Raw genomic sequence first — 26,418 nt, 5'->3', positions numbered from 1 at the left:
GCACAGCATGTCTAGATTTACCCACACTTTGTTGGGCACGGCGCTGGCCGTCAGCCTGCTCGGCAGCGGTCTGGTTCAGGCCAAAGTCAGTGAGGAGGAAGCCGCGCGCCTGGGCAAGGACCTGACACCGATGGGCGCCGAGAAAGCCGGCAATGCCGATGGCAGTATCCCGGCCTCGACCGGCAAATGGCGTGGCCTGCCGCCGCAACTCAAATATGCCGGCCCCGGCACGCCGTACCCGGACCCGTACGCCGCCGAAAAACCGTTGTTCGTGATCAATGCGCAGAACATGGACAAGTACGCCGACAACCTCACCGATGGCGAGAAAGCGCTGCTCAAACGCTACCCTGCCACCTTCAATATGCCGGTGTACCCGAGCCACCGGGACTTCCGTTTCGACCAGCGACTGGAAGATGCGGTCAAGAAAAACGCGGTGAACGCCGAACTGTCCAACGACAACAACGACACGCAAAACGCCTGGGCCGCTTCACCGTTCCCGATTCCGAAAAACGGCAGCGAGTTGATGTTCAACCACACGCTCGCCGGGCGCGCCAATACCGAAGAGGCCAACTACCAACAAGCGGTGGTTTATTCCAATAAAGAGCGAGTGCTGGAAGAGGTCAATTACAAGATCTTCTCGATCTGGTCCAGCCCGGACAAAACCCTGGAAAGCGCCAACGGCGTGCTCACCAACTTCTTGATCACCACCCTGGAACCGGTGCGCAAAAAAGGCGAGATCGTTGTCGGCCACGAGTTCATCAACCCGACCGCCTCGCCGCGCCAGGCCTGGCAGTACAGTCCGGGGCAACGTCGGGTACGTCGTGCGCCGACCGTGGGTTATGACTCACCCACCGGCGCCGGCGGTTTCCGGGTGTATGACGAAGACCGTTTGTTCAACGGCGCTCCGGATCGCTACAACTGGACCATCGTCGGCAAAAAAGAAATCTACATCCCGTATCACAACTACAAGATCGACGAGCCGAGCGTGAGCACCGACCAGATTCTAGCCACCACCGGTCACGTCGATCCGCAGTTCATGCGCTACGAGAAGCACCGCGTCTGGGTGCTGCAGGCCACCCTCAAGGAAGGTGCCCGACATGTTTACGCCAAGCGCGTGATGTACCTCGACGAAGACACCTGGGCCGCGACCCTGGCCGACAACTACGACAGTCGCGGGCAACTGTGGCGCACCAACATGCAGACCTCGGTCTACGCCTACGAGATGCAGCGCTACCACGCTCGCCTCGGGATTTACCACGACCTGATCGCCGGGTCCTATCTGGTCGACCGCCTGCTGGTCGATCAAAAGCCGGCCAAGCTCAACGCTACCACCTTCGGTGAAGATGAATTCACCCCAGGCAACCTGCGCAAACTCGGCACCCGCTAGTCCCCAGGCGCCTCGACCGATTATTTCGGTCGGGGCGTTTTGCTTTTTTTTTGCTTACTTCACGGACGTTTCCCCATGAATAAATTGCTGATTGGCGTGATCGCCACGGCCAGCGTCGGCCTGTCGATGCAGGCCAACGCCTTGAACATCCTGCTGACCAACGACGACGGCTGCCGTGCCCCCGGTATCGATGCGATGTACCGCGCGCTGACCGCCGCCGGGCACAACGTGACCCTCGTTGGCCCATTGAACGACAGCAGTGGTATCAGCGCCGCCAGCGTGGTCGTGCCCGGCCAGGCTGTGGCAGTGACCGAGCTGGCGCCCGGCAAATTTTGCGTCGGACCACCCGATGGCTACACCCCGCCCGCGGGCAAGACCTCAGCGATTGGCACTCCGGTGGATGCGGTCAACGTCGGCCTGGACGTGGTACTCAAGGACAACCCACCGGACCTGGTGGTGTCGGGCAGCAACTTTGGCGAAAACGTCGGCCCGCTGACGCAAATGTCCGGCACCTTGAACGCCGCCGTGCGTGCGATGTTCAAGGGCATTCCGGCGGTGGCGGTGTCGACGGCCATCGACATGGACTTGATCGTCCGCGACCAACAGGCCGGCTACCGCAAAACCCTCGGCGCGATGGACGACACTGCGCGGTTTGCAGTGAAGGTCATCGAACAGGCGAGCCTTGCCGGTGCTCAAGCCAGACAGGCCTGCGTCAAAAACAAGCACACATGCGAACTTAACGTACTCGGTTTGCCGGGCGTCAGCGGGTTGAACCTCAACTATCCGGCGTTGCCAGCCAGTGAAGTCAAAGGTGTGAGCTTTGCCCCGATCGGCAATTGGGACCGAGTGAACTTCACCTCCCAGCGCGGCGCTGATGGCGTGGTGCACATCAATCTGGTCGCCCCGGCGACACCAACGGCGGCACAGCAAAAGGCCGACGCGTATCAGCTGTGGCAGGGGCATGCGGTGATTACCGTGATCGACGGCAACATGAGTGCACCGGAGGCGGTGCAGGATCGGGCGAAGAAAATGTTGCGAGGAGTGAAACCTTAAATAAACACCCAACCTGTAGGAGCGAGGCTTGCCCGCGAAGACGGTATGTCTATAACGATGACGTTGACTGACACTCCGCCTTCGCGGGCAAGCCTCGCTCCTACAGGTTTATCGGCTGGCCTCAGATGGTGGGTTGGAACGGTACGAACTCGGTGACTTCCAGGTCAAACCCGGACACCGCTTTGTACGGCACCGGCGAGCTCATCAGGCGCATTTTGCGTACGTTCTGATCGCGCAGGATCTGCGCGCCGACGCCCAGGGTCCGTTGCGGGAACTGCGGCAGTCGAGGCTTGCCACCGCTGCGCTGACGCAATTGTTCGAGCACACCGTCAGCGGTTTCCTTTTGCGCCAGCAACACCAGAACCCCACATCCGGCCGCCGCGATGCTTGCCAGCGAACGCTCCAGTGTCCATTGCTGCGGCCCGTCTTCGCTTTCGCAGCCCAAGGCATCGCGCAAGGTCTCGATGCTTTGTACCCGCACCAGAATCGGTTGGGCGCTGTCGATCCGGCCTTTGACCAGCGCCAGATGCAGCAAGCCCTGATAAGTATCCTGATAGGTCGTCACCTGAAACTCGCCATGCCGGGTGTGCAACGGGTACTCGCCGCCGCGCTCAATCGTGCCTTCGTGGCGGATGCGGTAGTGGATCAGGTCGGCAATGTTGCCGATGCGCAGACCATGGCGGCGGGCAAATTCGTGCAGTTCAATGCCACGGGCCAGTTCACCCTCTTCATTGAGAATGCTCACCAAGGTCGCCGCCGGTTGCAGACCCGCCAGGCGCGTCAGGTCGCAAGCGGCCTCGACGTGCCCGGCGCGTTGCATGACGCCACCGGGCAAGGCCTGCACCGGAAAGATATGCCCCGGCTGAACCAGGTCCGCCGGACCGCTGGCCGGGTCGACCGCCACCTGAATCGAACGCGCCCGATCCGCAGCGCTGATGCCCGTGGACACGCCGGTGGCCGCTTCAATCGAGCGGGTAAACCCCACGCCATGCTGCGCCCGGGAATTGGGCACCATCAGGTCCAGCCCTAATGCGCGACAACGCTGCTCGGTCAACGCCAGGCAAATCAACCCGCGCGCCTGCACCGCCATGAACGTAACCGCTTCAGCGCCGGCCTGTTCGGCGGCTATCAACAACGAGCCTTCAGCAGCGTGTTCGTCGTCGGTGATCACCACCATCTGCCCGGCAGCAATCGCTTCGATCAGCTGCGGCACTGTGTCGAAGGCTAGGTTTGCCGCGCCGTTCAATTGAGTGCCCTGCGCAGGTCGGCCGCCGCGTCGGACAATGCGTGCGCGGCACGCTCGACAATCGGCGCCATGCTGATAAACCCGTGGACCATGCCTTCGCAACGCTGCATCCGAACCGGCACGCCGGCCTCGCGCAGGCGCTGGGCAAAGGCCTCGCCCTCATCGCGCAACGGATCAAACCCGGCACTGATCAGGGTGGTCGGCGGCAGATCCGCCAGGCTCTCGGCCCGCAACGGTGAGGCCAGCGGATCATCACCCTGCCCGGTGTCCTGCAAATACTGCTGCCAGAACCAGTACATCATCGCGCCAGTCAGGAAATAACCCTCGGCAAAATCCTCATAGGATTGACTGTCACACCGGGCGTCGGTGACCGGGTAAAACAGACACTGGTAACTGATCTTCGGCCCTTGGCGTTGCGCAGCGAGACGACTGACCGCGAGCGCCAGATTGCCCCCGGCGCTGTCCCCGGCCAGCGCCAGGCGACTGCCATCGACGCCGAGTTCGGCCGCGTGCTCGACCAGCCAACAGGTGGCCGCGTAGCAATCCAGCGGAGCAGCCGGAAAATGGTGTTCCGGCGCCAGTCGATAAGCCACAGACACCACCACCGCCTCCGTCTGGCGGGCCAGCGAACGGCAAATGTTATCGTGGGTATCGAGGTTGCCCATGACAAAACCGCCGCCATGGAAAAACACCAGCAGCGGCAGATTGTCTTCCTCTAACGGCCGATACAGCCGCGCGTCCAGCTCACCGGCAGCTCCGGCAACCTGCAAATGACGCACTTCGATCATCGGATCGCCGGGTATCGCGGGCAGCAGGTTGTCGGAGAATTGCCGGTATTGTGCGGCGTCGAGCTGGCTGAAATCGGGCGCCGGCAGGTCGCTGAACTGCTGGAGCACCGCGGCGATCTGCTTATCGAGCGGCATGGGCGGGTTCCTCTACATCAGTCATTTGAAACTGCGGATTGGTTTCTTCCAGGATGCTGTGCACCCGCCGCTCCAGCGCTGGTTTGAAGCCTTTGTGGGGAAAAACCCAGAAGCGTTTTTGCGCGATGGCGGCGAACACCTGTTCCGCCAGTTCGCCTGGCGTCATGCCTTTGCGAATGCTGCTGTCGAGCAATTCGCTGAAGGCTGAACCTGTCGCATCCACCACCTGGTTCGAGGCCATGATTTCACTGGCCACAGGCCCTGGGCACACCACTGAAACCGACACCTGCGCACCCAGCATGGTCAATTCGTAATGCAGGGTTTCCGAGAGCGCGACCACTGCCTGTTTGGTCACGTTGTAAGGCGCCATCAACGGGCTGCTGAGCAGGCCCGCAAGCGACGCCGTGTTGATCACATGGGCTGGCCGTCCCTGGCGTAGAAACAGCGGCACGAAACTGCGAATGCCGTTGATTACACCGTTGAGGTTGACGTTGAGCATGCGCTGCCATTGCGCCTGACTGATTTCCCAGCTGTAGCCGGTTTGCATCACGCCGGCGTTATTGAACAGCAGATCCACCCCGCCAAAGTGCTCGACAGCAACATCACGCAAGCGCTCGACGTGTGCCAGATCACCGACGTCCGTGACACAGGCAATTGCTTGTGCGCCGCCAACCTTCAATTCATCACATAACGCGTGCAGGCCCGGAGCGTCCAGATCGGCCAGCACCAGGCGCATGCCCAACTTCGCTGCGTGTTCAGCCAGGCCTCGACCGATACCGCTGGCGGCCCCGGTAATCACCGCAACCGGCCCTTGTTCATTACTCATCGCCAACTCCTGCCATGGGTCCAATGGCGTCAGTAGAGCGGGCGCGCGTCAACCGGCCATCGTCCATTCAGACGATGCCCGCTTCTACAGGGGCGGCAGAATCCGTGACAGGCGCCAAACCCGTGAACCCTGGGAGAATAATAAGATGAGTACCCTGCACCGCATCGAAGCCAAACTGCTGGAAGACCGCTATGCCCGCGGCTGGCATTGCCTGGGCCTCGCCGCCCGGTACCGCGATGGCAAGGCCCACCGCCTGGAGGTGTTCGGCACCCGGCTGGTGGCCTTCCAGGGTGAAGACGGCGAGTTGCACATCCTTGACGGTTATTGCCCGCACATGGGCGCCGACCTGAGTACCGGTTGCGTTGAGGGCAACTCGATTCGTTGCCCGTTCCACGCCTGGCGCTGGGGCGCCGATGGCGTCTGCGATGACATTCCTTACGCCAAACGCATTCCACCGCGGGCCAGACTTAAGAGCTGGCCGCTGATGGAAGAAAACCAGTTGCTGTTCATCTGGAATGACCCGCAAGGCAATCCGCCGCTGCCCGAGCAACGCATCCCGCGCATCGACGCCTGCTTCAGTGACGAGTGGGCCGAGTGGGAAGTCGCCGAACTGCAGATCGAGACCAATTGCCGCGAACTGATCGACAACGTCGCCGACATGGCGCATTTCGGCACGGTGCATGGCGCACCGGTCGAACGGTTCAGTAACGTCTTTGAAGGCCATCTGGCGACCCAGATCATGAGCGCCCGCAGCGAGCGCCTGTCCGGTGACAGCGCACTGAGCACCGTGGCCACTTACTACGGCCCGGCTTATCAGATCACCGAAATGACCGGCGCGATGAACGGCCAGCCGATTCACTCGATCCTGCTCAATTGCCACGTGCCGATCGACCTCGACAGCTTCACCCTGCGCTACGGCGTGCTGGTGAAAAAAATCCCGGGGCTCAGTGAAGAGCAGAATCAGGCGATGGCTAAAGCTTATGTGCAACAGGCCCAGGAGGCCTTCTACGAAGACGTGACGATCTGGCACAGCAAGACCCGCGTCGATAACCCGTTGTTGTGCGACGGCGACGGCCCGGTCTATCAATTGCGCCGCTGGTATGAGCAGTTCTACACCGACGTTGAAGCACTGTCGGCGGACGTGCTGGAGCACAAACGTTTCGACGTGCGCGCCAGCGAACGGGTCTGATTAGGGGGGCTTTCGCGCTCCCCGCGCCTGACCGGCAGCCGCCCGTCAGGCGCTGCGCCCGTGCGTTGCAAGGACTCGATCTCGGCGCTTATTCTCGGCCACCGCCAACGCTAATAATAAGAACGGTTTTTCCTATGCAGCAGAGCCTTAGCCTCGATACGTTCAGTGATCTACTCGGCAACCTTTATCAGGGACCGCTGGAAACCATTCCCTGGGCGACCTTTCTCAATCAGCTCAACGTGTATCTGGAAAGCAAGTACGTGACCTTCATCCTGCGTCCGCCCAGCGCGCATGTGGACGGATTGATGGTCAACACCACCGGCACCTCGACCGAGGCCACCGCGTCGTATAACAAGCATTTTTTCACCCTCGACCCCTTTGTCGATCTGCCCAACCGCCAGGTTGTGACCCTCGCCGAGTTTGTCTCCAACGACGATTGGCAGCACTCGGAGTTCTACAAGAATTTCCTTGAACCGGTGGATGTGTTCCACATCCTCGGCGCCGATATCAATACCAGTGACGGTGCGCAGTGCCGCATCCGCATCAGTCGCGGGCGCGACGACAAGGCTTTTGGAAGCGAAGAGAAAGCGTTGCTGACACACTTCATTCCACACCTGGAACGCTCGATAAAGATCCACATGCAGCTCAACCGCATCGAAGCCGAGCGCAACCTGTACGCTGGCGCGGTGAATCAGATGGCGGTCGGCACGATCATCCTCAATGAGGCTGGTAAAGTGCTGCAGACCAACCAGGTTGCCGATCGGCTGATTCAGGAAAAGGACGGCATCAAACTGGTCAACGACGGCCTGCAAGTCGGCACCGCACGCGATACCCAAGAGTTTCGACGCTTGGTGAAGCAATCGCTGCTCTCGCAAAAAAGCAGCAACCCGTCTGTGGTCGAGGCCTTGCGCGTGCAACGGCCATCCGGGCGTGCGGACCTGGGGATCATCGTGCGCTCGGTGCCGTTGTCGGACTGGAGCGAAGGCAAGCAGTGCCCCACCGTGGTGATTTTCATCAGCGACCCGGAGCAACAGTCCACCGCGCCCCAGGAAATCGTCCGCGCACTGTTCGACTTCACACCGGCCGAAACGCAACTGGCGATGTTGCTGGCCAACGGCTTGACCCTCGACGAAGCCTCTGAAGAATTGGGCATCAGCCGTAACACCTCGCGTGCGCACTTGCGCTCAACCTTCTCCAAGACCGGCGTGACCCGCCAGACCATGCTGGTGCGCCTGATCTTGCGCAGCGTGGCGACCCTCGGCTGACGTTCAACTTCCGCCCTCGTCCGCTCGGACGATGGCGGCCCTGCCGGCACGGCGCACAGTGGCTTATCCCAACCAGGGGCCTGACCATGCGCAACTGTCCAACCATCCTCAAGACTGAACTGCTGGCCGAAAGCGGCTATTTCCAGATCGAAGCCCTGCACCTGCAATTCAGCAATGGCCAGCAGCGCATTTACGAACGCCTGCGCGGCACCGGTTATCGTTCGGTGATGCTGGTGGCGATGCCCGATCCGTTGCATGTATTGCTGGTCCGGGAATACGCGGTGGGCGTCGAAAAAACCGTGCTGGGTCTGCCCAAGGGCGGCGCCGAACCTCACGAAGACTACTTGCAAGCTGCGCAACGGGAACTCAGCGAAGAAGTCGGGCTGCGCGCCGCACGCCTCAGCGAACTGGGGGAATTGACCCTGGCACCGGGTCACCTGTGCCATTCCTGCCGCGTGGTGCTGGCCGAACAACTGAGCCCGTGCCAACTCGAAGGCGACGAACCCGAACCACTGGAATGCCTGCGCGTCCCCTTGACGCAAATCCCCGACCTCGTCGCCCGCGGCGAACTCAACGAAGCCCGCGCCATCGCGGCGTTGTTCATGGCCATGGGCGCCCTCGCCCGGCGCGGCTAACCCAATGTGGGAGCGAGCCTGCTCGCGAAGAGGCCGGCACGTTCAACATTGATGTCGCCTGACACATCGCCTTCGCGGGCAAGCCTCGCTCCTACGGGGATTGAGATTGACCGCAAATTCCCGGACAGCCACACCGTCCCTGTGGGAGCGAGCTTGCTCGCGAAAGGGCCGGCACATTCAACATCAATGTTGCCTGCCGAACCGCCTTCGCGAGCAAGCCCGCTCCCACATTAAGTCTGCGTAGCTTCAATTTCATCGAATAGTCCATTCGGACGACGCCGCGCGCTGCCCGGCGCAATAACGTGCCTCTACAACAATAAAATTCGTGTCGAGGCTCGCCATGCGTAAAGCCACTTGTGCCCTGTTTATCATTGTCTGCGCCGGCAGTAGCGCCAGTCTCTGCCAGTTGTTCAAGAATGAAGCGTACCGACCGGCCACGGCGTACTTGAGCTGCTCAAGTACCGCTGTCAATTGCTACCCGCCGCTGGTGCGCAATCTGCTTCCATAAAAAAACCATCGGCCTTGCAAGCAAGGTCGATGGCTTTGGGTGTTGTCCGATGATCAGGTCGGCAATACGCCACGCGCGCGCGACAACGTCAGCGCCAGGTCTTCGATCATGTCCTCCTGGCCGCCCACCGTACCGCGTCGCCCCAACTCCACCAGCAGCTCTCGGGCAGCGATGCCGTACTTTTGCTCGGCCCGCTTGGCAAACAACAGGAACGAGCTGTAAACCCCGGCATACCCCAGGGTCAGTGCGTCGCGGTCCAGACGGATTGGCTGGTCCATCATCGGTACCACCAGGTCCTCGGCGACGTCCATGATCCGGTACAAGTCGATGCCACTGTTGACGCCCATTCGCTCCAGCACCGCGACAAACACCTCCAGCGGCGTATTCCCCGCCCCCGCGCCCAGCCCTGCCACCGAACCGTCGATCCGCGCGGCACCCGCCTCGATCGCCGCCAGGGAATTGGCAATCGCCATGCCCATGTTGTGGTGACCGTGAAAGCCGACTTCAGTCCCGGCATTCAAACCGGCGCGCAAGGCAGCGATTTTCTCGCTGACTTCATCCGGCAACATGTACCCGGCCGAGTCCGTGCAGTAGATGCAGTTGGCGCCATAGCTCTCCATCAGCCGCGCCTGCTCAAGCAGTTTTTCCGCGCTGACCATGTGCGCCATCATCAGGAAACCGACAGTGTCGAGGCCCATTTTCGCCGACATGCCGATGTGCTGACCGGAGACATCCGCCTCGGTGCAGTGAGTGGCCACGCGAATCGTCGACACGCCGTGTTCATGGGCCATTTTCAAATGATCCAGCGTGCCGATGCCCGGCAACAACAGCGCCGAAACCTTGGCCTGCTTCATCCGCGGAATCACTGCGGCGAAATACTCCTCGTCACTGTGGGCCGGGAAACCGTAGTTCAACGAAGCACCACCCAGGCCATCGCCGTGAGTGATTTCAATCAGCGGGACACCCGCCGCATCAAGACCGGTGGCCACCGAGATCATCTGATCCAGGCTGATTTGATGCTGTTTGGCATGCATACCGTCGCGCAGGCTCATGTCGTGCAGACGGACGCTCTTACCTTGCAAATTCATGGCAATTCTCCACTCAACGGACGGGCAGTTGCAGGGCGCCCTTGTGGGCTTCTTCGGCGAACATCTCGGCAGTGCGCAATCCGGCGGCGGTCATGATGTCGAGGTTGCCGGCGGATTTGGGCAGGAAGTCACCCAGGCCTTCGACCTCAATGAAAATCGACACCTTGTGCCCGTCGAATACCGGCCCATTAATCAGCTTGTAACCGGGTACATAGCGCTGCACCTCGTGGACCATCTGCAACACCGAAGTACGAATCGCATCCTGGTTCGGCTCGTCATCCGTCAGGCAGTGGATGGTGTCGCGCATCATCAACGGTGGCTCGGCCGGGTTGATGACGATGATTGCCTTGCCACGTCGGGCGCCGCCGACCTGCTCGACCGCACCTGCGGTGGTGCGAGTGAATTCATCAATGTTCTGCCGCGTGCCCGGGCCGACCGAACCGGAGGACACGGTGGCGACGATTTCGCCATAACTCACCGACTGCACCCGCGACACCGCCGCCACCATCGGAATGGTTGCCTGACCACCGCAGGTGACCATGTTCACGTTCATCGCCAGGCTCGACGCGTGCGTCTTGAGATTCACCGGTGGCACGCAGAACGGGCCGATGGCCGCGGGCGTGAGGTCAATCATAATCACTCCGAGCTCATTGAGCTTGCGGCTATTTTCCGCATGCACGTAAGCCGAGGTGGCATCGAAAGCGATGCGAATATCATCGTCGAGTACATGCGGCAGCAGCCCGTCGACGCCCTCGGCGGTGGTTTTCACACCCATTTCGCGAGCGCGTTTGAGGCCTTCGGATTCAGGGTCGACGCCGACCATCCACACCGGCTCGATCCATTGCGATCGGCACATTTTCATCAGCAGGTCAGTGCCGATATTGCCCGGGCCGATAATGGCCGCTCTGAGTTTCTTGCTCATCCGGTTAAACCCCACAGGTCAGGCACAGAAAGACACCCGGGCACTGCCCAGGCCATCGATGGTCAGGGAAAAACTGTCGCCGGCGCGCGCCGGTTCCAGCGGCACCAACGAGCCGGAAAGAATGATTTCCCCGGCCTTGAACGGAATACCGAAGGCACCCAGTGTGTTAGCCAGCCAGGCCACGGCGGTCAGCGGGTTGCCTTGCACCGCCGAGCCCAGGCCCTCACTCAGAGGCGCACCGTTCTTGGACACGCGCATGCGCAAGTTGGGCAAATCCAGCGTCCGTGGATCGACCTGAACATCGCCCAACACGAACACGCCGCAGGAGGCGTTATCGGCCACCGTGTCCTGGATGCGGATCCGCCAGTCATGAATCCGCGAATCGACGATTTCGAAACACGGCATCACGTATTCGGTGGCTGCCAGCACATCGGCTTCGGTCACGCCAGGACCGACCAGGTCGTGCTTGAGCTTGAACGCAATCTCACCCTCGGCGCGAGGCTGGATCAGCTTGTTGGCCGACAGGGAAATTTGCGCGTCATTGGCGAATGCCATCTGCCGGGTAATGAAGCCGAAGTCCGGCTGATGCACGTTGAGCATTTGCTGGACCGCCGCCGAGGTCACGCCGATCTTTTTGCCGACAATCTCATCCCCGGCCGCCACCCGGCGCTCAATGCTGTAGAGCGAAATATGGTAGGCGTCTTCGATGCTGATCGCCGGCCAGCGCTCCGTCAGCGGCGCCAGGGTGGTGCCGCTGAGCAGCGCCTGATAAAGCTCTTCGCCGAATTCACGGCGCAGTTGCGCGCTCATCGGCAAGGCTCCTCAAGAAATGCCAGGCATTCACGGTTGAACAGCTCACGGTGCTCGACCTGAACCCAATGCCCGCATTCGCTGAGCAACACAAATCGGATCTGACGGCAGTGCTGCATCATCGTGTGCGCGCCGGAGACCGGGCAGAATTTGTCGTTCATGCCCCAGAATCCGAGGATCGGGCACGGCAACTCGGCGAGGCGCGCGGTCATGTTGGGCACTTGCATGGTCGACAGCACGCAAACCGGTTGCTGCTGCACCACCGCGACGCGCTCATTGACTGTTTCGTCGCTGATCAGGGTTTCATCGAACAGTTGCAAGGTCAGCAGCCGACGCATGCCGTCAGCATCGTGCAATTCACCCTTGGCGAAGGCGGCGCCCATTTTCTGGATGCCTTCCATCTGCAGGTAATACTGTTCTTTTTCCATCAGGCCGCCGGGCGCCATCAGCACCAGTCGACTGACTCGCTGCGGCTGGTCGAGAGCGAGTTTGATCGCGATCGCACCACCCAAGGAATTACCGACCAATACACAACGCTGGATATCCAGTGCATCGAGCAAACCGCTCAAGGCGTCGACAAAGAAGTCCAGGGTATAGAGGGTGTCGGGTTTGTCCGACGCGCCATACCCCGGAAGGTCCGGGACGATGGTGCGGTAGCCCGCCGCCGCGAACACCGGGTAGTTCTGCTTGAAGTTGCTGTGACCGCTGGCCCCCGGCCCGCTGCCGTGAATGAAAATCACCGGCTCGCCACTGCCAGAGTCCTGCCCGCCGATATCCAAGTAGTGCAGCTGCAAACCTTCCGGCAGCGTAACGAAGTGCCCTTGTGCTGATGCGCCCATAAGGTGTCCTCCCGGCCTGTTGTTGTCGCCGGATTATTCCCAGCGTGCGGGTAAACAACATCGTCCGACAGGACTACTAGTCTTTTCGGACGTTGGCTGTCGGGCGCCACAGACCTAGCATCGATGGCATTCCCGAGCGACAAAACGAGGCATCCATGCTTGATTCAATGGACTTTCGCGGCAAAGTGGTACTGGTCACCGGCGGCGGCAAAGGGGTCGGTCGCGGCATCAGCCAGCGCTTTCTCGACGGCGGCGCAGAGGTGGTGATTTGCGGTCGCGAAGCACCGTTGATGTTGCCCGTCAGCGCCGGGCGTGAGGCGTGGTTCTTGCCCTGCGACTTGCGCGATGTCGAGCAGTCCGGGCGCTTGATCTCGCAGATTGTCGAGCGCTTCGGTCGTCTCGATGTGCTGGTCAACAATGCCGGCGGCTCGCCAAATGCCGACGCAGCCAGCGCCTCACCACGCTTCAGCGAGGCGATCATTCGCCTGAACCTGCTGGCGCCGCTGAACCTCTGCCAGCAGGCCAATCAGGTGATGCAAAAGCAGGTTGATGGCGGCGCGATCATCAATATATGCAGCGTCAGTGCGACCCGCCCTTCCCCCGGCACCGCCGCTTACGGCGCCGCCAAGGCCGGACTGCTGAACCTCACCACCTCGCTGGCGGTGGAATGGGCGCCCAAGGTACGGGTCAATGCCGTAACGGCCGGGCTGATTCTCACCGAGCAAGCGGTCCTGCATTATGGCGATCAGGCAGGCATTGACCGGGTGGCGGCGACCATCCCGCTGCAACGGCTGGCGACGCCTGACGACATTGGCGATACGTGTTTGTACCTGGCCTCAACGCTGGCCCGTTATGTCAGCGGCGCAGACATTGCCGTGCACGGTGGTGGCGAACGTCCGGCGTTTCTCGGTGCTGCGCAATCCTGAAAAGATTGCAGCCTTCGGCAGCACCTACGCCGATTGAGTACACCCTTGAATCAATCGGTGTACGCAGGCCCTGCCGAAGGCTGCGATCTTCCAACAATCCCATTGAACAAAAAGAGTTCCGACATGCCCGCCATTGCCAGCCACAGCGTGCTACTCAATCTCACCCCGTCAGCGGCCTGGGCCCAACTGCGCGACCTGAGCCTCGCGCCGCACTACGTGCCCGGGCTGACCGGTTGCCAGTTTCACCCCGGGCCACGCGAAGGGCTTGGCGCCAGTCGCCGGGTATCGCGCAAAGGAGGTCAATGGCTCGATGAGAGCGTGGTGCAATGGCAGGAAGGAATCGGTTTTGTCCTGATTCTGCACAAGGCCAGCGCCGGCGCGCCCTTCCCGTTTCGCGAAGCCAGTTTCAGTTACACGTTGCAGGCCGAGGGTGATGCAACGCGCATCACCCTGCGCATGAGCTACAGCCTGCGCGGGGGTTGGCTGGTGGAAAAGTTGTTGACCAAGGCGTTCAACAACGTCGTGCGTGAGATCGCCAAGAATCTCAAGGCTTACTACGAGACGGGAAAAACCCAAAATCCGCAGTTTTCCCCGGCCCCCGCGCCGTAACCGGGCACCGCAGGAGCTGCCGAAGGCTGCGATCCTTGGCGGCCTCAAGGCTGCCGAAGATCAAGATCAAAAGATCGCAGCCTTCAGCAGCTCCTACCAGAGCGAGTACATCCGCAGTGTCTATGCGCCTGGTCTATGCGCCTGCAAGCGGGCCGATATTGATTGGGCTCCAATAGGCTTTCATCGAGCGGATCTTGCCGTCCGCCCCGAACTCCATCACGTCGATCACATGCAGCGAGCACGGTTGTCCGGCCCATTCCATGTCGACCCGAAACGGCATCGCACCACAACCGTTAAGCGTCGCTCGAACCGGGCCAGTCAAGACCGCCGAGACGTTGCTCGCCCCCAGTCCATCGCGATAGAAGCGTTCGATGGCGACAAGGCCCTGGATTGGTGGTTGGCCGACCGGGTCTTCGACCACCGCGTCGTGGCTGTAGAGCGCAATGATCCCGTCGATATCACCGGCATCCACCAACTCCACATACCGCGTCATGGTCGCCTGGACCTGTTGTGCACTGATCATTCAAACCACCTCGAACAACGCAGCAGCGCCCATGCCGCCGCCGATGCACATGCTCACCACCACATAACGCAAACCACGGCGTTGCCCTTCGACCAATGCGTGACCGACCAACCGCGCGCCGGACATACCGAACGGATGCCCGAGGGCAATCGCCCCGCCATTGACGTTCAGGCGTTCGGCGGGAATGCCCAGTGTGTCGCGGCAATACAGCACCTGACAGGCGAACGCTTCGTTCAATTCCCACAGGCCGATGTGATCCATGGTCAAACCATGGCGCTTGAGCAGTTTCGGAATCGCGTAGACCGGGCCGATGCCCATCTCGTCGGAATTGCAGCCGGCGACCGCCATCCCGCGATAAATTCCCAGCGGTTCCAGGCCACGTTTTTCGGCCAGTTTGGCGCTCATCAGCACCGAGGCCGAAGCGCCGTCGGACAATTGCGAGGCATTGCCGGCGGTGATGAAGCGACCCTTGTCCGTCCACTGGCCGCCCGGCCACACTGGTTCCAGTGCATTCAGGCTCTCGCGGGTGGTGTCGACGCGGTTGCACTCGTCGCGCAGCACGGTGACGGACTCGTAGCGGGTTTCGCCGCTGGCCTTGTCGACGATCATTTTGCGACTGGTCAGCGGTGCGAGTTCACGGTCGAACAACCCGGCGCTTTGGGCCAGCGCGGTGCGCACCTGGCTCTGGTAGCTGTATTCGTCCTGTTCTTCGCGAGAAATACCGTAGCGCCCGGAAACGATCTCGGCAGTTTCAATCATCGGAATATAGGCGCGCGGGTCCAGCTCGATCACTGCGCCCGACTGATTGCGGTAGAGGTTTTTGTGCTTGTTCTGCACCAGGGAAATCGACTCAAGGCCCCCGGCCACGGCGATGTCGATTTCATCGCACATGATCCCTTTGGCGGCCATGGCAATGCTCATCAGGCCCGATGAACACTGGCGGTCAACGGCCATGCCGGCGACCGATGTCGGCAAGCCGCCGGCAATCGCACACAGGCGCCCCATGTTGTAAGACTGAGTGCCCTGCTGCGCCACCGCGCCAATGATCACGTCGTCGACTTCGCCCGGCTCGATGCCGGCACGGCGCACGGCCTCACGGACGACGTGGCCGCCGAGTTGCGGTGCCTCGGTGTCATTGAACGCTCCGCGAAAGGCTTTGCCGATCGGGGTGCGGGCGGTCGAAACGATAACGGCTTCTTTCATGCTGGATTCCTCGAATGTGCAGCGGTTGGGTTCACGCGGGGTAGTAGCGGCTGATGGTGTCGACCACACAGCCGGGGCGCTCCTCGCCATCGATCTCGACGCTGACGCGAATGGTCGCCTGCACGCCGCCCTTGACCGTTTCGACGGCCATCAACTGTGCACTGCCGCGCACCCGCGAGCCGACGCGCACCACCGAGGGAAAGCGCACTCGCTCGCAGCCATAATTGACGCCCATGGCGAGGCCGCGCACCTCGACGATTTGCGGCAGAAACAGATTGACCAGCGCCAGGCTCAGGTAGCCATGGGCAATACAGGCGCCAAAAGGACCGCTGGCGGCTTTGACCGGATCGACGTGAATCCACTGATGATCACCGGTCGCTTCGGCGAACAGATCAATACGGTCTTGCGCCAGAAGCAACCAGTCGCTGACACCGAGGGCCTGGCCGACGGCGTCGAACAAGGCCTGGGGCGTGTCGAAAATACGTGACATGTTCAAGCCCTCTGACTGGACACCGACAACACTTCGCCGGTCATGTAGGAGCTGTAGTCACTGGCCAGGAACATCATTACGTTGGCCACTTCCCAGACTTCGGCGGCACGTCCGAACGCTTCGTTGGCGGCGAGTTGATCGAGTACGGCTTGCGGCGCGGATTTGCGTAGGAAATCGTGCAACGCAATGCTCGGGCTGACGGCGTTGATGCGGATCCCGTAGTCGGCGGCCTCGACGGCGGCGCAACGGGTCAATGCCATAACCCCGGCCTTGGCGGCGGCGTAGTGCGACTGTTCTTTCTGTGCTCGCCAGCCCAGCACCGACGCGTTATTGACGATGACCCCGGCACGGCGCCCGATCATCTTCGGCAACATGGCGCGGGTCATGCGCATGGTGCCGGTGAGCGTCACGTCCAGGACCCGACTCCACTCCTCATCCGTCATCTCGACCAGCAACCGCGAACCGCCAAGGCCGGCGTTGTTGATCAGCACATCGACGCCCCCCAGATCGCGCTCGGCGCTAGCAATCAGCTGCTGCACCTGCGCTTCGTCGGCGACGTTGCAGACCTGACCGAAGACCTGCTCAAGCCCGGTGGTTTCGCGGATTTTCAACACCGCGTCGCTCAGCCGCCCCTCGTGAATATCGCTGATCATCAGCGCCCGACACCCTTCCTCGGCGGCACGCACCGCTGCGGAAAAGCCGATACCGGCACCCGCCGCCGCCGTGATCAGCACGGACTTGCCGCGCAGCAGGCCGTGGCCTGCAACATAGTGGGGAACAGACATGCAAAAACTCCTTGATTCAGGTGCGTGGACGCGGCTCTTTGGGCATGCCCAAAGCGCGCTCGGCGATGATGTTGCGCTGGATTTCGTTGCTGCCGCCGTAGAGGGTGTCGGCGCGGCTGAACAGGTACAGCGACTGCAAACGGGTGAGCTGATACGGCGCGGCTTCGAGCACTTCCGCTTCGGCGCCGAGCACATCCATCGCCAATTTTCCGAGGCTGGCGTGCCAGGTGGACCAGAACAGTTTGTAGATGGTCGCTTCCTTGCGCAGCGATCCATCCTGGCTACCTGAGAGCATGCGCAACGAGTTGTAGCGCATGATCCGCAGGCCGCTCCACGCCTCGGCCAGGCGCTGGCGCAGGACCGGATCGCGCCAGGCGCCATTGGCCCGGGCGATGGCGATGATGTCGTTCAACTCATTGTGAAACTGCATCTGCTGGCCCAGGGTCGAAACCCCGCGCTCCAGGCCCAGTAGCGCCATGGCGATGGTCCAGCCCTCGCCCGGCGCGCCGATGATGTTGGCGGCGTCGGTGCAGGCGTTGTCGAAGAACACCTCGTTGAATTCAGAGGTTCCCGTCAGTTGCTCGATCGGGCGTACGGTGATTTCAGCCTGAGCCATCGGCACCAGTAAAAACGACAAGCCACGATGGCCGACACTGCCGGATTCGGTGCGGGCGATCACAAAGCACCAGTCCGACTCATGAGCCAGCGAGGTCCAGACCTTCTGGCCGTTGATCACCCACTTGCCGCCGGTTTCATCCAGTACCGCGCGAGTCTTGACGTTGGCCAGGTCTGAGCCGGCCCCGGGTTCCGAGTAACCCTGACACCAGAACTCGCGACCACTGACAATGCCCGGCAGAAAACGCCGTTGCTGCTCGGCAGTGCCGAACGCTGCGATGGTCGGCCCGGCCAGCCCTTCGCCGATATGCCCCATGCGCCCGGGGCCGCCGGCGCGGGCGTACTCCTCATGGAAAATCACTTGCTGAGTGATCGACAGGCCGCGCCCGCCGTGCTCCGACGCCCAGCCGACGCAGGTCCAGCCGCCCTCGGCGAGTTTGCGCTCCCAGGTTTTGCGCGCCTCGGGAAACATATGTTCATCGCCCGGCCCTCCGCGAAATCGCAGCGGTTCGAATTCACCGCAGAGGTTCGCGCTCATCCAGTCGGCGACTTCCTGACGGAAACGCTCGTCCTGCTCGCTGAAACTGATTTTCATGGCTGCTCCCCAAGAATCGCCACGGCAATGCGCTCGCGATGCCAGGCCGGCAGCCCGAGAAAGCTTTCACTGGCGCGGGCGCGTTTGAAGTAGAGGTGCGGGTCGTATTCCCAGGTGAAACCGACGCCGCCGTGCAACTGGATCGACTCGCTGGCGCAGTGGAAATAAGTTTCCGAGCACTGCGCCTTGGCCAGTGCCGCCGCCACCGGCAACTCGGCAGCCACCTGCGGATCGCCTTCTGGGTCGAGCGCTTCCTGAGCCACGCACGCCGCGTAATAGCTGGCTGAACGCGCGCATTCCACTTGCAGCATCATGTCGGCGGCACGGTGTTTGAGGGCTTGAAAACTGGCGATGGGACGACCGAATTGCTGGCGTTCCTGCATATAGGCCACGCTCAGGTCGAGCACCTGCTGCGCACCGCCGGTCTGTTCGGCGGCCAGGCCGATACACGCCAGTTGCAGGACTTGCTGCAGATGCGGCCAAGCCGCACCGAACTCGCCAAGCAGGCAGTCCGCGTCGAGGTACAAGTCCTTGAGTTGAATTCGCGCCTGGCGACGGGTCTGGTCCATGGTCGGTAACAACTGGCGCTCGATCCCGGCGCGGTCCGCGTCCACGGCGAACAGGCTGATGCCCGCCTCACCGCTGGACCCGCGAACCCGTGCAGCGATGATCAACAGATCGGCGCCATGGCCATCGAGCACGTGCTTGAGGGTGCCGTTCAGCACAAACCCGTCACCCTCGGTCATGACCGTGGCCTGGACATCCTCGGCCGCACAGCCATTGGCGCTGCTGAAAGCGAGTGTGGCCGTGAGGCTGCCGTCGGCAATCAGTGGCAGCCAGTGTTGTTTTTGTTGATCGTTGGCGGCCAGCAACAGCGCGGGCGTGGCCATGCAGGCGGTGGCGAAGAACGGCGAGCAAAGCAAGCGCCGGCCCATCTGCTCCAGCAGAATCGCCAGTTCGACAAAGCCAAGCCCCAGTCCGCCGTAGACTTCGGGAATATGAATCGCCGGCCAGCACATTTCGCGGCACACGCGCTGCCAGAGGGCCTCGTCAAAACCACGCTCGCTGACCATCGCCGCTCGCACGGCACTGGAATCCGAGACATCGGCGAGAAAGCCCTCAGCCGATGCCCGGATCATTTCCTGTTCGTCGCTGAATGCAAACTCCATCGCGGCGCCTTCTGCTCGTTTGGCGGGGCACGCATGGCGCAACACCCCTTTGAGCACCGAGTTTGGCGCCCGCCGCCCGCAGCAGAATCGTTAGCCTTGCCTAGTCCGAATGGGCGATGTCATGGACAATGAACCTCTGCACGCCTGGAATGCTCGACTAAGATCCCTGAACGAGGTCTTGATGGGCCGGGAAAATCCAAAACAACCGTTAGCGAGGTTTCAGAACCTGTGAGTACTGAGCAAGAAACGACGTTTGACGAACCACAGCTCAACAGCACGGAAATCCGCATTCTGGGCTCCTTGATCGAGAAACAGGCCACCAGCCCGGAAACCTATCCGCTGACCCTTAATGCGCTGGTGATTGCATGCAACCAGAAAACCAGCCGCGAACCGGTGATGAACCTGACCCAGGGTCAGGTCGGCCAGAGCCTGCGCGCCCTCGAAGGCCGTGGCTTCACCAAACTGGTGATGGGCAGCCGTGCCGATCGCTGGGAACACAAAGTGGATAAGGCGCTGGAGTTGGTGCCGGCCCAGGTGATCCTGACCGGGCTGTTGTTCCTGCGCGGCCCGCAAACCGTCAATGAACTGCTGACCCGCAGTGGCCGCATGCATGAATTCGAAGATGCCGAGCAAGTGGTGCATCAGTTGGAGCGCTTGATTGCGCGGGGTTTGGCGCTGCTGATTCCGCGTCAGGCAGGCCAGCGGGAAGACCGCTACATGCATGCACTGGGCGATCCGGCGGATATCGAAGTGATCCTCGCAGCCCGACAGAATCCGGCGGAACGTGGGACTGGCGGTGTTTCGGTGGAGCGCATCGAAGAACTGGAAGCGCGGATTACGGCGCTGGAAGAACGCCTGGCGCGCTTGGAATAACCTGACAACACAAATCAAATGTGGGAGCGGGCTTGCTCGCGAAGGCGGTGTATCAGTCACATCTATGTTGGATGTGCCGGCCTCTTCGCGGGCAAGCCTCGCTCCTACAAGACTTGCGCAAACTCTGTAGGAGCGAGGCTTGCCCGCGAAGGGGTCAGCAAAGCCAACCCATTAATTCAAAGAATCAACTCCGCGCAAACGCCACCGCCGCCTGAAACTGCTCATCCGTCGGCCGCACACCGGTGTACAGCACAAACTGCTCCAGCGCCTGGATCGCAATCACTTCCAGCCCAGTAATCACGCGCTTGCCTTCGGCCCTTCCGCGCACAATCAGCGGTGTTTCCGAGGGGATCGCCACTACATCGAAGACAGTCTCTGCCGACTTGATGACGTCAGCGTCAAACGCCAGTTGATCGGCCTCCGGCCCGCCAGTCATGCCGATGGGTGTGACGTTGATCAGCATCTGCGGGCGTCGAGTTCCCAATTCAGCTTGCCACTCATAACCCAGGGACTCAGCCAGCGCCCGCCCGGCGCGTTCGTTACGGGCCACGATCACACCGTTTTCGTAACCGCCGTCGCGCAAGGCACTGGCCACAGCCTTGGCCATGCCGCCGCTGCCGCGCAGGGCAAAGGTCGATTCCTTCGGCACCTGATGGGTTTCCAGCAACTGCGCGATGGCGATGTAATCGGTGTTGTAAGCCTTTAGATGGCCGTCGGTATTGACGATGGTGTTGATCGATTGAATCGCTGCAGCGGACGCGTCCAGTTCATCGACCAGCGCGATGCAGGCTTCCTTGAACGGCATCGACACACCACAACCGCGAATGCCCAGGGCACGAATCCCACCGACCGCGCCGGTCAGGTCTTTACTGCTGAATGCCTTGTAGTAAAAATTCAGCCCCAGTTGTTCGTACAGATGATTGTGGAATCGCAGGCCAAAGTTCCCGGGGCGTCCTGACAGGGACATGCACAGCTGGGTGTCTTTGTTGGGGTTCATCTGCATGAAATATCTCCTTCGATTGCACTTTCAGATGGACGGGATTAGCCATTCCATCCTGTTCTGTTCGATCATTAGGCCTGTCCGCACACGGCTCTGCAGCAGCGTAAGGAAGCCGGTACAGACCTTACACAAAATTTACCTAACGGCTGTGCAGTTTTTCAAAAAAGCGCTGTCTTAGAAGTATCCCCGCGACAATCCTTGGGTCTATTGCAGATTCAAGCGCCGGGTCGAAGAACCGAGGAATTATCATGATCCGTAAAATCCCCACAGTAGCCTTGTTGATTGGTGTACTGGCTGTCGCAGGGCAGGCAGAAGCCCATGGCGGTGGCGGTTGGCAAGGTCCAGCGGTGTTTGGTGCGATCGTTGGTTCGGCCATCGTCGGCTCGGCCCTCATCAACGCCAATCGGCCGGTTTATGTAGAACAGGCGCCGGTTTACGTTCAGCCACAACCGGTCTACGTGCAACAACCGCCGCCACCGGTTTATTACCAACCGGCCCCGGTGTACGTGCAGCAACCGGTCTACTACCGCCCGGCGCCGGTTTATTACGGTCCGCCACGCGGTTACTACGGCCCGCCCCGTGGTTACTACGGTGGCCCACGCTGGTAACAGGTTCATCAGGCCCCGCCTTAACAGCGGGGCCTTTTTTATGCCCGTCAGTCGGGCGAGGTCTGGAAAAATCTCGTCAAGGTCGCTGTCGGGACAGTATCGACAGGTAAAGTAGGCAAGATTGACGGGGCCGCCCTTCCCCCACTTTGGGGAAAACGGTCATATTTATGTCATGTCAGGTCCGCAAGCTGGGATCTGTCCGTAAACAACAGGTTGATAAAAACAAGGACGACCTCATGCCCACGCAAAACCCGCACCGCAATGTCGGCTTGTGCACTTCCAGCAAGGTGTACAACACACTGACCGAACTCAAGCACCTGGAAGGCCATCGCAGCGCCAAGTTTCTCTCACTGCTGGCCGAAAACCTGGTGCGCAAAGGCCTGCTCAATGAGCAGGAAGTCGTGCACATGCTCGATCTGGTCGTGGATTGATCGCCACACTCACTGGCATCAATGACCACTATCGAAAACGTTGATTGTCCGTTGAACCGTGCGATCCGTAAGGTGGCTCCATAGATTGATGGAGGTACTTATGATGTCCCAGGTTCAGATTATGTCCGTTGTCGGCAGCGCCGTTCCCGCATCGCTCAGAGAGCTGGGATTGCTCGCCTGTTGGTATCTGATGCGCGATGGCGAACCTGTCAGCGGTCCGCTCACCTCGCTTCCCGCCGCCCAGGCGCTGTCGCAAAAAATGGGCACCGTCCAGCTGATTGCCTAAGGCAGCTGAACCCGCGGCTTGGTTTCGACGAAAATCGCCCAGCTCGACATGAACAGTGCAGCGATCAACGGCCCGATTACAAAACCATTGAGACCGAAGACGGCCATGCCGCCCAGGGTCGAGATCAGGATCATGTAGTCGGGCATTTTTGTGTCCTTGCCCACCAGGATCGGCCGCAGCACGTTGTCCACCAAGCCAATCACAAACACCCCGAACAGCCCCAGCACTACGCCCTGCCAGATCGCCCCGCTGAGCAGGAAGTACAGCGCCACCGGCGCCCAGACAATCCCCGCCCCCACCGCTGGCAACAGCGACAGAAACGCCATCAACACCGCCCAGAGCAACGCACTCGGGATATCCAGGAACCAGAAAATCAAACCGCCCAGCGCGCCTTGCGTGATTGCCACCAGCAGATTGCCTTTGACGGTGGCCCGCACCACGCGGTTGAACTTGAGCTGCAAGCGGCGTTTCTGGTGTTCCTGCAACGGCACCGCGGTGCGTACTTTACGCGCCAGCTCGGCGCCGTCCCGCAGAAAGAAAAACAACAGGTACAGCATGATGAAGAAGCTGACGATGAACTCGAAGGTGCCCTGGCCAAACGTGACGACCTGCGCAGCCACAAACTGACTGCCCTGCATCGCGCCCTTGACGATCTTGTCCTGCAAGCCTTTCAACTCGCCGACACCAAACCGATCGAGCAAATGCTGGAAATACGGCGGCAAGCCGTGCTTGAACTGCGCCACATACGCCGCGATGTCCAACTCGCCGCTTTCGATGCGGCTGTACAGCGACGCGCCCTCCTGAACCAGCAACACGCTGATGATGATCACCGGCAAAATCGCGATCACCAGGCAGATGCCCAAGGTGCACAGCGATGTCAGGTTACGCGGCCAGCCGAATCTCATCTGCAGTCGCCGCTGCAGCGGCGCGAAAACGATGCCGAGGATAACGGCCCAGAACACCGCGCCGTAAAACGGCAGCAGGATCCCGATAAACGCGAGGGTGACCGCCAGCAGCAAGACGAGCAGCGATCTTTTTTGTAGCGTGGTTTCTTTCATGTCCGATCCATGTCAGTGCGCAAAAAGGAGCGCGAAACTCGTCTCCTGATGCTTAGTCCGCCACGGTTCGCGCGAGTGCCATCCGTTTGTTCATCAAGCATAGATCCAGATCAATAAACCCCGTGGACAAGCCGCTTACCCTGCCGGGCTTTTGTGGTCGACCTCTCCATGCCCCTCATCGCTCCCGAACTGCTCGCCCCCGCCGGCACCCTGAAAAACATGCGTTATGCCTTTGCCTACGGCGCCGATGCGGTATACGCCGGGCAGCCGCGCTATAGCCTGCGGGTGCGCAACAACGAATTCGACCACGCCAACCTGGCCCTCGGCATTCGCGAGGCCCAGGAGCAAGGCAAGCGTTTCTACGTGGTGATCAACATCGCGCCGCACAACGCCAAACTCAAGACCTTCCTCAAAGACCTGGAACCGGTGATCGGCATGGCGCCGGACGCGCTGATCATGTCTGACCCGGGCCTGATCATGCTGGTGCGCCGGCACTACCCGCAGATGCCGATTCACCTGTCGGTGCAGGCCAACACGGTGAACTGGGCGAGTGTCGAGTTCTGGCAGCAACAGGGTTTGAGCCGGATCATCCTGTCCCGCGAATTGTCCCTGGAAGAAATCGCCGAAATTCGCCAGCAAGTGCCGGCCATGGAGCTGGAAGTATTCGTCCACGGCGCACTGTGCATGGCCTACTCCGGGCGCTGCCTGCTGTCGGGCTACATGAACAAGCGCGACGCGAATCAGGGCAGTTGCACCAACGCTTGCCGCTGGAAGTATTCGGCGACGGAGGCCACCGAAAATCAGCTCGGCGAAATCGTCCAGCAGTTTCAACCGACCCTCGGCATCGGCGCGCCGACCGACCAAGTGTTCCTGTTGCAGGAAGCCAATCGCCCGGACGAGTTGATGCCGGCCTTCGAGGACGAGCACGGCACGTACATCATGAACGCCAAGGACTTGCGCGCCGTGCAGCACGTCGAACGCCTGACGCAGATGGGCGTGCACTCACTGAAGATTGAAGGCCGGACCAAATCCCACTTCTATTGCGCCCGCACCACCCAGGTGTATCGCCGGGCCATTGACGATGCGGTGGCCGGACGTGATTTCGACCGCAGCTTGATGAGCGACCTGGATTCCCTGGCCCAGCGCGGCTACACCGAGGGTTTCCTGCGGCGGCATGTGCATGACGAGTATCAGAATTACCAAAACGGCAGCTCAGTGTCGGAGCGCCAGCAGTTTGTCGGCGAGTTGACCGGCGAACGGCGGGATCGACTGGCGGAAGTGAAAGTGAAGAATCGTTTTGGCCTGGGCGATCACATGGAGTTGATGACGCCCAAGGGCAACTTTCACTTTGATCTGCATGAGCTGCAGAACAGCAAAGGCGAGCCCATTGAAGTGGCGCCGGGGGATGGGCACACGGTGTACTTGCCGATTCCGGATGCGGTGGATTTGCGGTTTGGGTTGTTGATGCGCGATGTCGGCGAACGCTGAGATCTTCCAAACAACACTAAACCCTGTAGGAGCAAAGCTTGCTCGCGAAAGCGGTGAGTCAGTCAAAATTGATGTCGACTGACCCACCGCTTTCGCGAGCAAGCTTTGCTCCTACAGGGGTGGGCGCTGCTAGGCGAATTCCTCGCGCAACATCCCCACAAACGCCTCACGCGCCGGGTGCACCCCGGCGTTTTCATGCCAGTAGAACAAATTCTCCACCGCCGTCAGTTCCGGGAACTCATACCCGGCGCAACCCGCGCCCTTGGCGTACTGATCGAATATCCCTTTGGGCACCAGCGCCACCCCGGCCCCGGCGCTGACGCAACCGACAATCGCCCCGTAGCTGGCCAGGCTGACAATCGGCAGTGCCTGCCCCTGGCGCAACAACCAATGTTCCAGCGCCGCGCGATACGGACAGCCTTGGGGCCACATGAACACGGTTTTGTCCTGCAAATCGGCGATATCACGCACCGGCCCCAACGATGTTGATGCAATCAGCAGCAGCTCTTCGCGGTACATCGGTGTGCGTTTGAGCTGCGAGCGCTCGACATCCACCGCGACAATCGCGCCATCGAGGCGGTGATTGGCGGTGTCGTCGAGCAATTGGCTCCAGGTGCCGGTAGTCAGTTCCAGAGCCACGCCGGGATAACGCTTGTGAAACTTGGCGAGCAATCGCGGCAAGCGACCGGTGGCCGAGGATTCGATGGCGCCGATACGCAACGGCCCGGAGGGATCGGCGGACGGGTCCAGCGCGCGCTTGGCCTCCGCCGTCAGCGCGAGGATTTTCGAGGCGTAGGCCAGAAAGGTTTGTCCCGCCGGACTGATCCGCAGCCCTCGACCCTCGCGCAGGAACAGCGCCACCCCCAACTCGGCCTCCAGCGCCTTGATCCGCGCGGTGATATTCGACGGTACGCAGTGCAACAGCTCGGCCGCCCGGGCGATGCTGCCGACGTCGGCAACGGTCTTGAACATGCGAATCTGCGCCAACTCCATATTGCTCACCAAAAGTGATGTATTGGCGCAGTATAAGTCAGTTGTGGCGAACGATCAGGCTTCTGATACTGGTGG

29 protein-coding genes are annotated in these 26,418 nt (G+C 61.0%); 13 read left to right on the top strand and 16 right to left on the bottom strand.

Annotated features, from left to right (window positions below; genetic code table 11):
• Window positions 1-7 precede the first annotated feature (7 nt).
• Together ACIOYV_RS16370 and surE are read left to right on the top strand one after the other, a co-directional pair.
• A complete protein-coding gene (locus ACIOYV_RS16370) occupies window positions 8-1,387 on the top strand; it encodes a DUF1329 domain-containing protein (protein WP_401325132.1) in 1,380 nt (459 codons plus the stop codon).
• 75 nt (window positions 1,388-1,462) lie between these two features.
• A complete protein-coding gene (surE, locus tag ACIOYV_RS16365; protein WP_401325129.1) occupies window positions 1,463-2,440 on the top strand; it encodes a 5'/3'-nucleotidase SurE in 978 nt (325 codons plus the stop codon).
• Between the two features lie 121 nt (window positions 2,441-2,561).
• Here the strand turns inward: surE and ACIOYV_RS16360 are convergent, their stop codons facing one another.
• The 3 genes from ACIOYV_RS16360 to ACIOYV_RS16350 are packed head-to-tail and all read right to left on the bottom strand — an operon-like array spanning window position 2,562 to window position 5,435.
• Window positions 2,562-3,686 carry a 3,4-dihydroxy-2-butanone-4-phosphate synthase gene (locus ACIOYV_RS16360; protein ID WP_401325127.1) on the bottom strand — a complete coding sequence of 375 codons (1,125 nt, stop codon included), beginning with the start codon at window positions 3,684-3,686 and terminating at the stop codon, window positions 2,562-2,564.
• The gene (locus ACIOYV_RS16355; RefSeq protein WP_401325124.1) at window positions 3,683-4,609 is read right to left on the bottom strand and encodes an alpha/beta hydrolase; all 927 of its coding nucleotides are present in this window, start codon (window positions 4,607-4,609) and stop codon (window positions 3,683-3,685) included. Before ACIOYV_RS16355 ends, ACIOYV_RS16360 begins: the two co-directional genes overlap by 4 nt.
• Window positions 4,596-5,435, bottom strand: a complete 840-nt coding sequence (locus ACIOYV_RS16350) for an SDR family NAD(P)-dependent oxidoreductase (protein WP_401325122.1) — start codon at window positions 5,433-5,435, stop codon at window positions 4,596-4,598. The genes ACIOYV_RS16355 and ACIOYV_RS16350 overlap by 14 nt, the downstream gene beginning before the upstream one ends.
• A 145-nt stretch (window positions 5,436-5,580) precedes the next feature.
• On the opposite strand from ACIOYV_RS16350, the gene ACIOYV_RS16345 reads away from it, so the two are divergent.
• The 4 genes from ACIOYV_RS16345 (at window position 5,581) to ACIOYV_RS16330 (ending at window position 9,032) form a co-directional block, all read left to right on the top strand.
• Window positions 5,581-6,624, top strand: a complete 1,044-nt coding sequence (locus ACIOYV_RS16345) for a Rieske 2Fe-2S domain-containing protein (protein WP_401325119.1) — start codon at window positions 5,581-5,583, stop codon at window positions 6,622-6,624.
• Between the two features lie 134 nt (window positions 6,625-6,758).
• On the top strand, window positions 6,759-7,889 hold the full coding sequence (locus tag ACIOYV_RS16340) for a helix-turn-helix transcriptional regulator (protein WP_401325116.1): 1,131 nt from the start codon (window positions 6,759-6,761) through the stop codon (window positions 7,887-7,889).
• Window positions 7,890-7,975: 86 nt separating this feature from the next.
• Window positions 7,976-8,524: an ADP compounds hydrolase NudE gene (nudE, locus tag ACIOYV_RS16335; protein WP_401325113.1), complete on the top strand. Its 549-nt coding sequence runs from the start codon at window positions 7,976-7,978 to the stop codon at window positions 8,522-8,524.
• Window positions 8,525-8,864: 340 nt separating this feature from the next.
• The gene (locus tag ACIOYV_RS16330; protein ID WP_401325110.1) at window positions 8,865-9,032 is read left to right on the top strand and encodes a hypothetical protein; all 168 of its coding nucleotides are present in this window, start codon (window positions 8,865-8,867) and stop codon (window positions 9,030-9,032) included.
• Window positions 9,033-9,085: 53 nt separating this feature from the next.
• On the opposite strand, the gene dmpG is transcribed toward ACIOYV_RS16330, so the two are convergent.
• From dmpG to ACIOYV_RS16310, 4 genes are read right to left on the bottom strand one after another with little or no spacing between them, the layout of a single operon-like run.
• Window positions 9,086-10,120 (bottom strand): 4-hydroxy-2-oxovalerate aldolase, encoded by a 1,035-nt coding sequence (gene dmpG, locus ACIOYV_RS16325; protein ID WP_401325107.1) that lies wholly within the window; start codon window positions 10,118-10,120, stop codon window positions 9,086-9,088.
• 13 nt (window positions 10,121-10,133) lie between these two features.
• The gene (locus ACIOYV_RS16320; protein WP_401325104.1) at window positions 10,134-11,042 is read right to left on the bottom strand and encodes an acetaldehyde dehydrogenase (acetylating); all 909 of its coding nucleotides are present in this window, start codon (window positions 11,040-11,042) and stop codon (window positions 10,134-10,136) included.
• A gap of 18 nt (window positions 11,043-11,060) precedes the next feature.
• Entirely contained in the window at window positions 11,061-11,852 is a 792-nt protein-coding gene (locus ACIOYV_RS16315; protein WP_401325101.1) for a fumarylacetoacetate hydrolase family protein, read from the bottom strand.
• Complete coding sequence (locus ACIOYV_RS16310) at window positions 11,849-12,691, bottom strand: alpha/beta fold hydrolase (protein ID WP_401325099.1); 843 nt, start codon at window positions 12,689-12,691, stop codon at window positions 11,849-11,851. The genes ACIOYV_RS16315 and ACIOYV_RS16310 overlap by 4 nt, the downstream gene beginning before the upstream one ends.
• Before the next feature lie 155 nt (window positions 12,692-12,846).
• Between ACIOYV_RS16310 and ACIOYV_RS16305 the strand changes: the two genes are divergently transcribed.
• Together ACIOYV_RS16305 and ACIOYV_RS16300 are read left to right on the top strand one after the other, a co-directional pair.
• Window positions 12,847-13,617 (top strand): SDR family oxidoreductase, encoded by a 771-nt coding sequence (locus ACIOYV_RS16305; protein WP_401325096.1) that lies wholly within the window; start codon window positions 12,847-12,849, stop codon window positions 13,615-13,617.
• Window positions 13,618-13,740: 123 nt separating this feature from the next.
• Window positions 13,741-14,226 (top strand): SRPBCC family protein, encoded by a 486-nt coding sequence (locus ACIOYV_RS16300; protein ID WP_401325093.1) that lies wholly within the window; start codon window positions 13,741-13,743, stop codon window positions 14,224-14,226.
• A 133-nt stretch (window positions 14,227-14,359) separates the two neighbouring features.
• Here ACIOYV_RS16300 and ACIOYV_RS16295 read toward each other — a convergent pair whose 3' ends face one another.
• From ACIOYV_RS16295 to ACIOYV_RS16270, 6 genes are read right to left on the bottom strand one after another with little or no spacing between them, the layout of a single operon-like run.
• Entirely contained in the window at window positions 14,360-14,749 is a 390-nt protein-coding gene (locus ACIOYV_RS16295; protein ID WP_401325090.1) for a steroid Delta-isomerase, read from the bottom strand.
• Entirely contained in the window at window positions 14,750-15,952 is a 1,203-nt protein-coding gene (locus tag ACIOYV_RS16290; protein ID WP_401325087.1) for an acetyl-CoA C-acyltransferase, read from the bottom strand.
• Window positions 15,953-15,983: 31 nt separating this feature from the next.
• Window positions 15,984-16,442, bottom strand: a complete 459-nt coding sequence (locus ACIOYV_RS16285) for a MaoC family dehydratase (RefSeq protein ID WP_401325084.1) — start codon at window positions 16,440-16,442, stop codon at window positions 15,984-15,986.
• Between the two features lie 2 nt (window positions 16,443-16,444).
• A complete protein-coding gene (locus tag ACIOYV_RS16280) occupies window positions 16,445-17,227 on the bottom strand; it encodes an SDR family oxidoreductase (protein ID WP_401325081.1) in 783 nt (260 codons plus the stop codon).
• Between the two features lie 16 nt (window positions 17,228-17,243).
• Window positions 17,244-18,437 carry an acyl-CoA dehydrogenase family protein gene (locus ACIOYV_RS16275; protein ID WP_401325078.1) on the bottom strand — a complete coding sequence of 398 codons (1,194 nt, stop codon included), beginning with the start codon at window positions 18,435-18,437 and terminating at the stop codon, window positions 17,244-17,246.
• On the bottom strand, window positions 18,434-19,606 hold the full coding sequence (locus ACIOYV_RS16270; RefSeq protein WP_401325075.1) for an acyl-CoA dehydrogenase family protein: 1,173 nt from the start codon (window positions 19,604-19,606) through the stop codon (window positions 18,434-18,436). Before ACIOYV_RS16270 ends, ACIOYV_RS16275 begins: the two co-directional genes overlap by 4 nt.
• A 228-nt stretch (window positions 19,607-19,834) precedes the next feature.
• Between ACIOYV_RS16270 and ACIOYV_RS16265 the strand changes: the two genes are divergently transcribed.
• Window positions 19,835-20,479, top strand: coding sequence for a YceH family protein (locus ACIOYV_RS16265; protein ID WP_401325072.1), 645 nt, complete (start codon window positions 19,835-19,837; stop codon window positions 20,477-20,479).
• 184 nt (window positions 20,480-20,663) lie between these two features.
• Here the strand turns inward: ACIOYV_RS16265 and ACIOYV_RS16260 are convergent, their stop codons facing one another.
• Window positions 20,664-21,482 (bottom strand): shikimate 5-dehydrogenase, encoded by an 819-nt coding sequence (locus ACIOYV_RS16260; RefSeq protein ID WP_401325069.1) that lies wholly within the window; start codon window positions 21,480-21,482, stop codon window positions 20,664-20,666.
• A 245-nt stretch (window positions 21,483-21,727) separates the two neighbouring features.
• Between ACIOYV_RS16260 and ACIOYV_RS16255 the strand changes: the two genes are divergently transcribed.
• The 3 genes from ACIOYV_RS16255 (at window position 21,728) to ACIOYV_RS16245 (ending at window position 22,804) form a co-directional block, all read left to right on the top strand.
• On the top strand, window positions 21,728-22,087 hold the full coding sequence (locus ACIOYV_RS16255) for a hypothetical protein (RefSeq protein ID WP_163913625.1): 360 nt from the start codon (window positions 21,728-21,730) through the stop codon (window positions 22,085-22,087).
• A gap of 236 nt (window positions 22,088-22,323) precedes the next feature.
• Window positions 22,324-22,518 (top strand): hypothetical protein, encoded by a 195-nt coding sequence (locus tag ACIOYV_RS16250; protein ID WP_054053875.1) that lies wholly within the window; start codon window positions 22,324-22,326, stop codon window positions 22,516-22,518.
• A gap of 103 nt (window positions 22,519-22,621) precedes the next feature.
• Window positions 22,622-22,804, top strand: coding sequence for a hypothetical protein (locus ACIOYV_RS16245; RefSeq protein WP_265045821.1), 183 nt, complete (start codon window positions 22,622-22,624; stop codon window positions 22,802-22,804).
• Here the strand turns inward: ACIOYV_RS16245 and ACIOYV_RS16240 are convergent.
• On the bottom strand, window positions 22,801-23,862 hold the full coding sequence (locus ACIOYV_RS16240; RefSeq protein ID WP_054053877.1) for an AI-2E family transporter: 1,062 nt from the start codon (window positions 23,860-23,862) through the stop codon (window positions 22,801-22,803). The two genes, ACIOYV_RS16245 and ACIOYV_RS16240, sit on opposite strands and share 4 nt — an antisense overlap.
• Before the next feature lie 168 nt (window positions 23,863-24,030).
• On the opposite strand from ACIOYV_RS16240, the gene yegQ reads away from it, so the two are divergent.
• Window positions 24,031-25,350, top strand: a complete 1,320-nt coding sequence (yegQ, locus tag ACIOYV_RS16235; RefSeq protein ID WP_401325065.1) for a tRNA 5-hydroxyuridine modification protein YegQ — start codon at window positions 24,031-24,033, stop codon at window positions 25,348-25,350.
• A gap of 129 nt (window positions 25,351-25,479) precedes the next feature.
• Here the strand turns inward: yegQ and ACIOYV_RS16230 are convergent, their stop codons facing one another.
• Entirely contained in the window at window positions 25,480-26,343 is an 864-nt protein-coding gene (locus ACIOYV_RS16230) for a LysR family transcriptional regulator (protein ID WP_401325062.1), read from the bottom strand.
• Window positions 26,344-26,418 lie beyond the last annotated feature (75 nt).

It is taken from the genome of Pseudomonas sp. NPDC087342 (genome assembly GCF_044744265.1).
GTDB lineage: Bacteria > Pseudomonadota > Gammaproteobacteria > Pseudomonadales > Pseudomonadaceae > Aquipseudomonas > Aquipseudomonas nunensis.
This window is presented reverse-complemented; position numbering and strand designations above follow the sequence as displayed.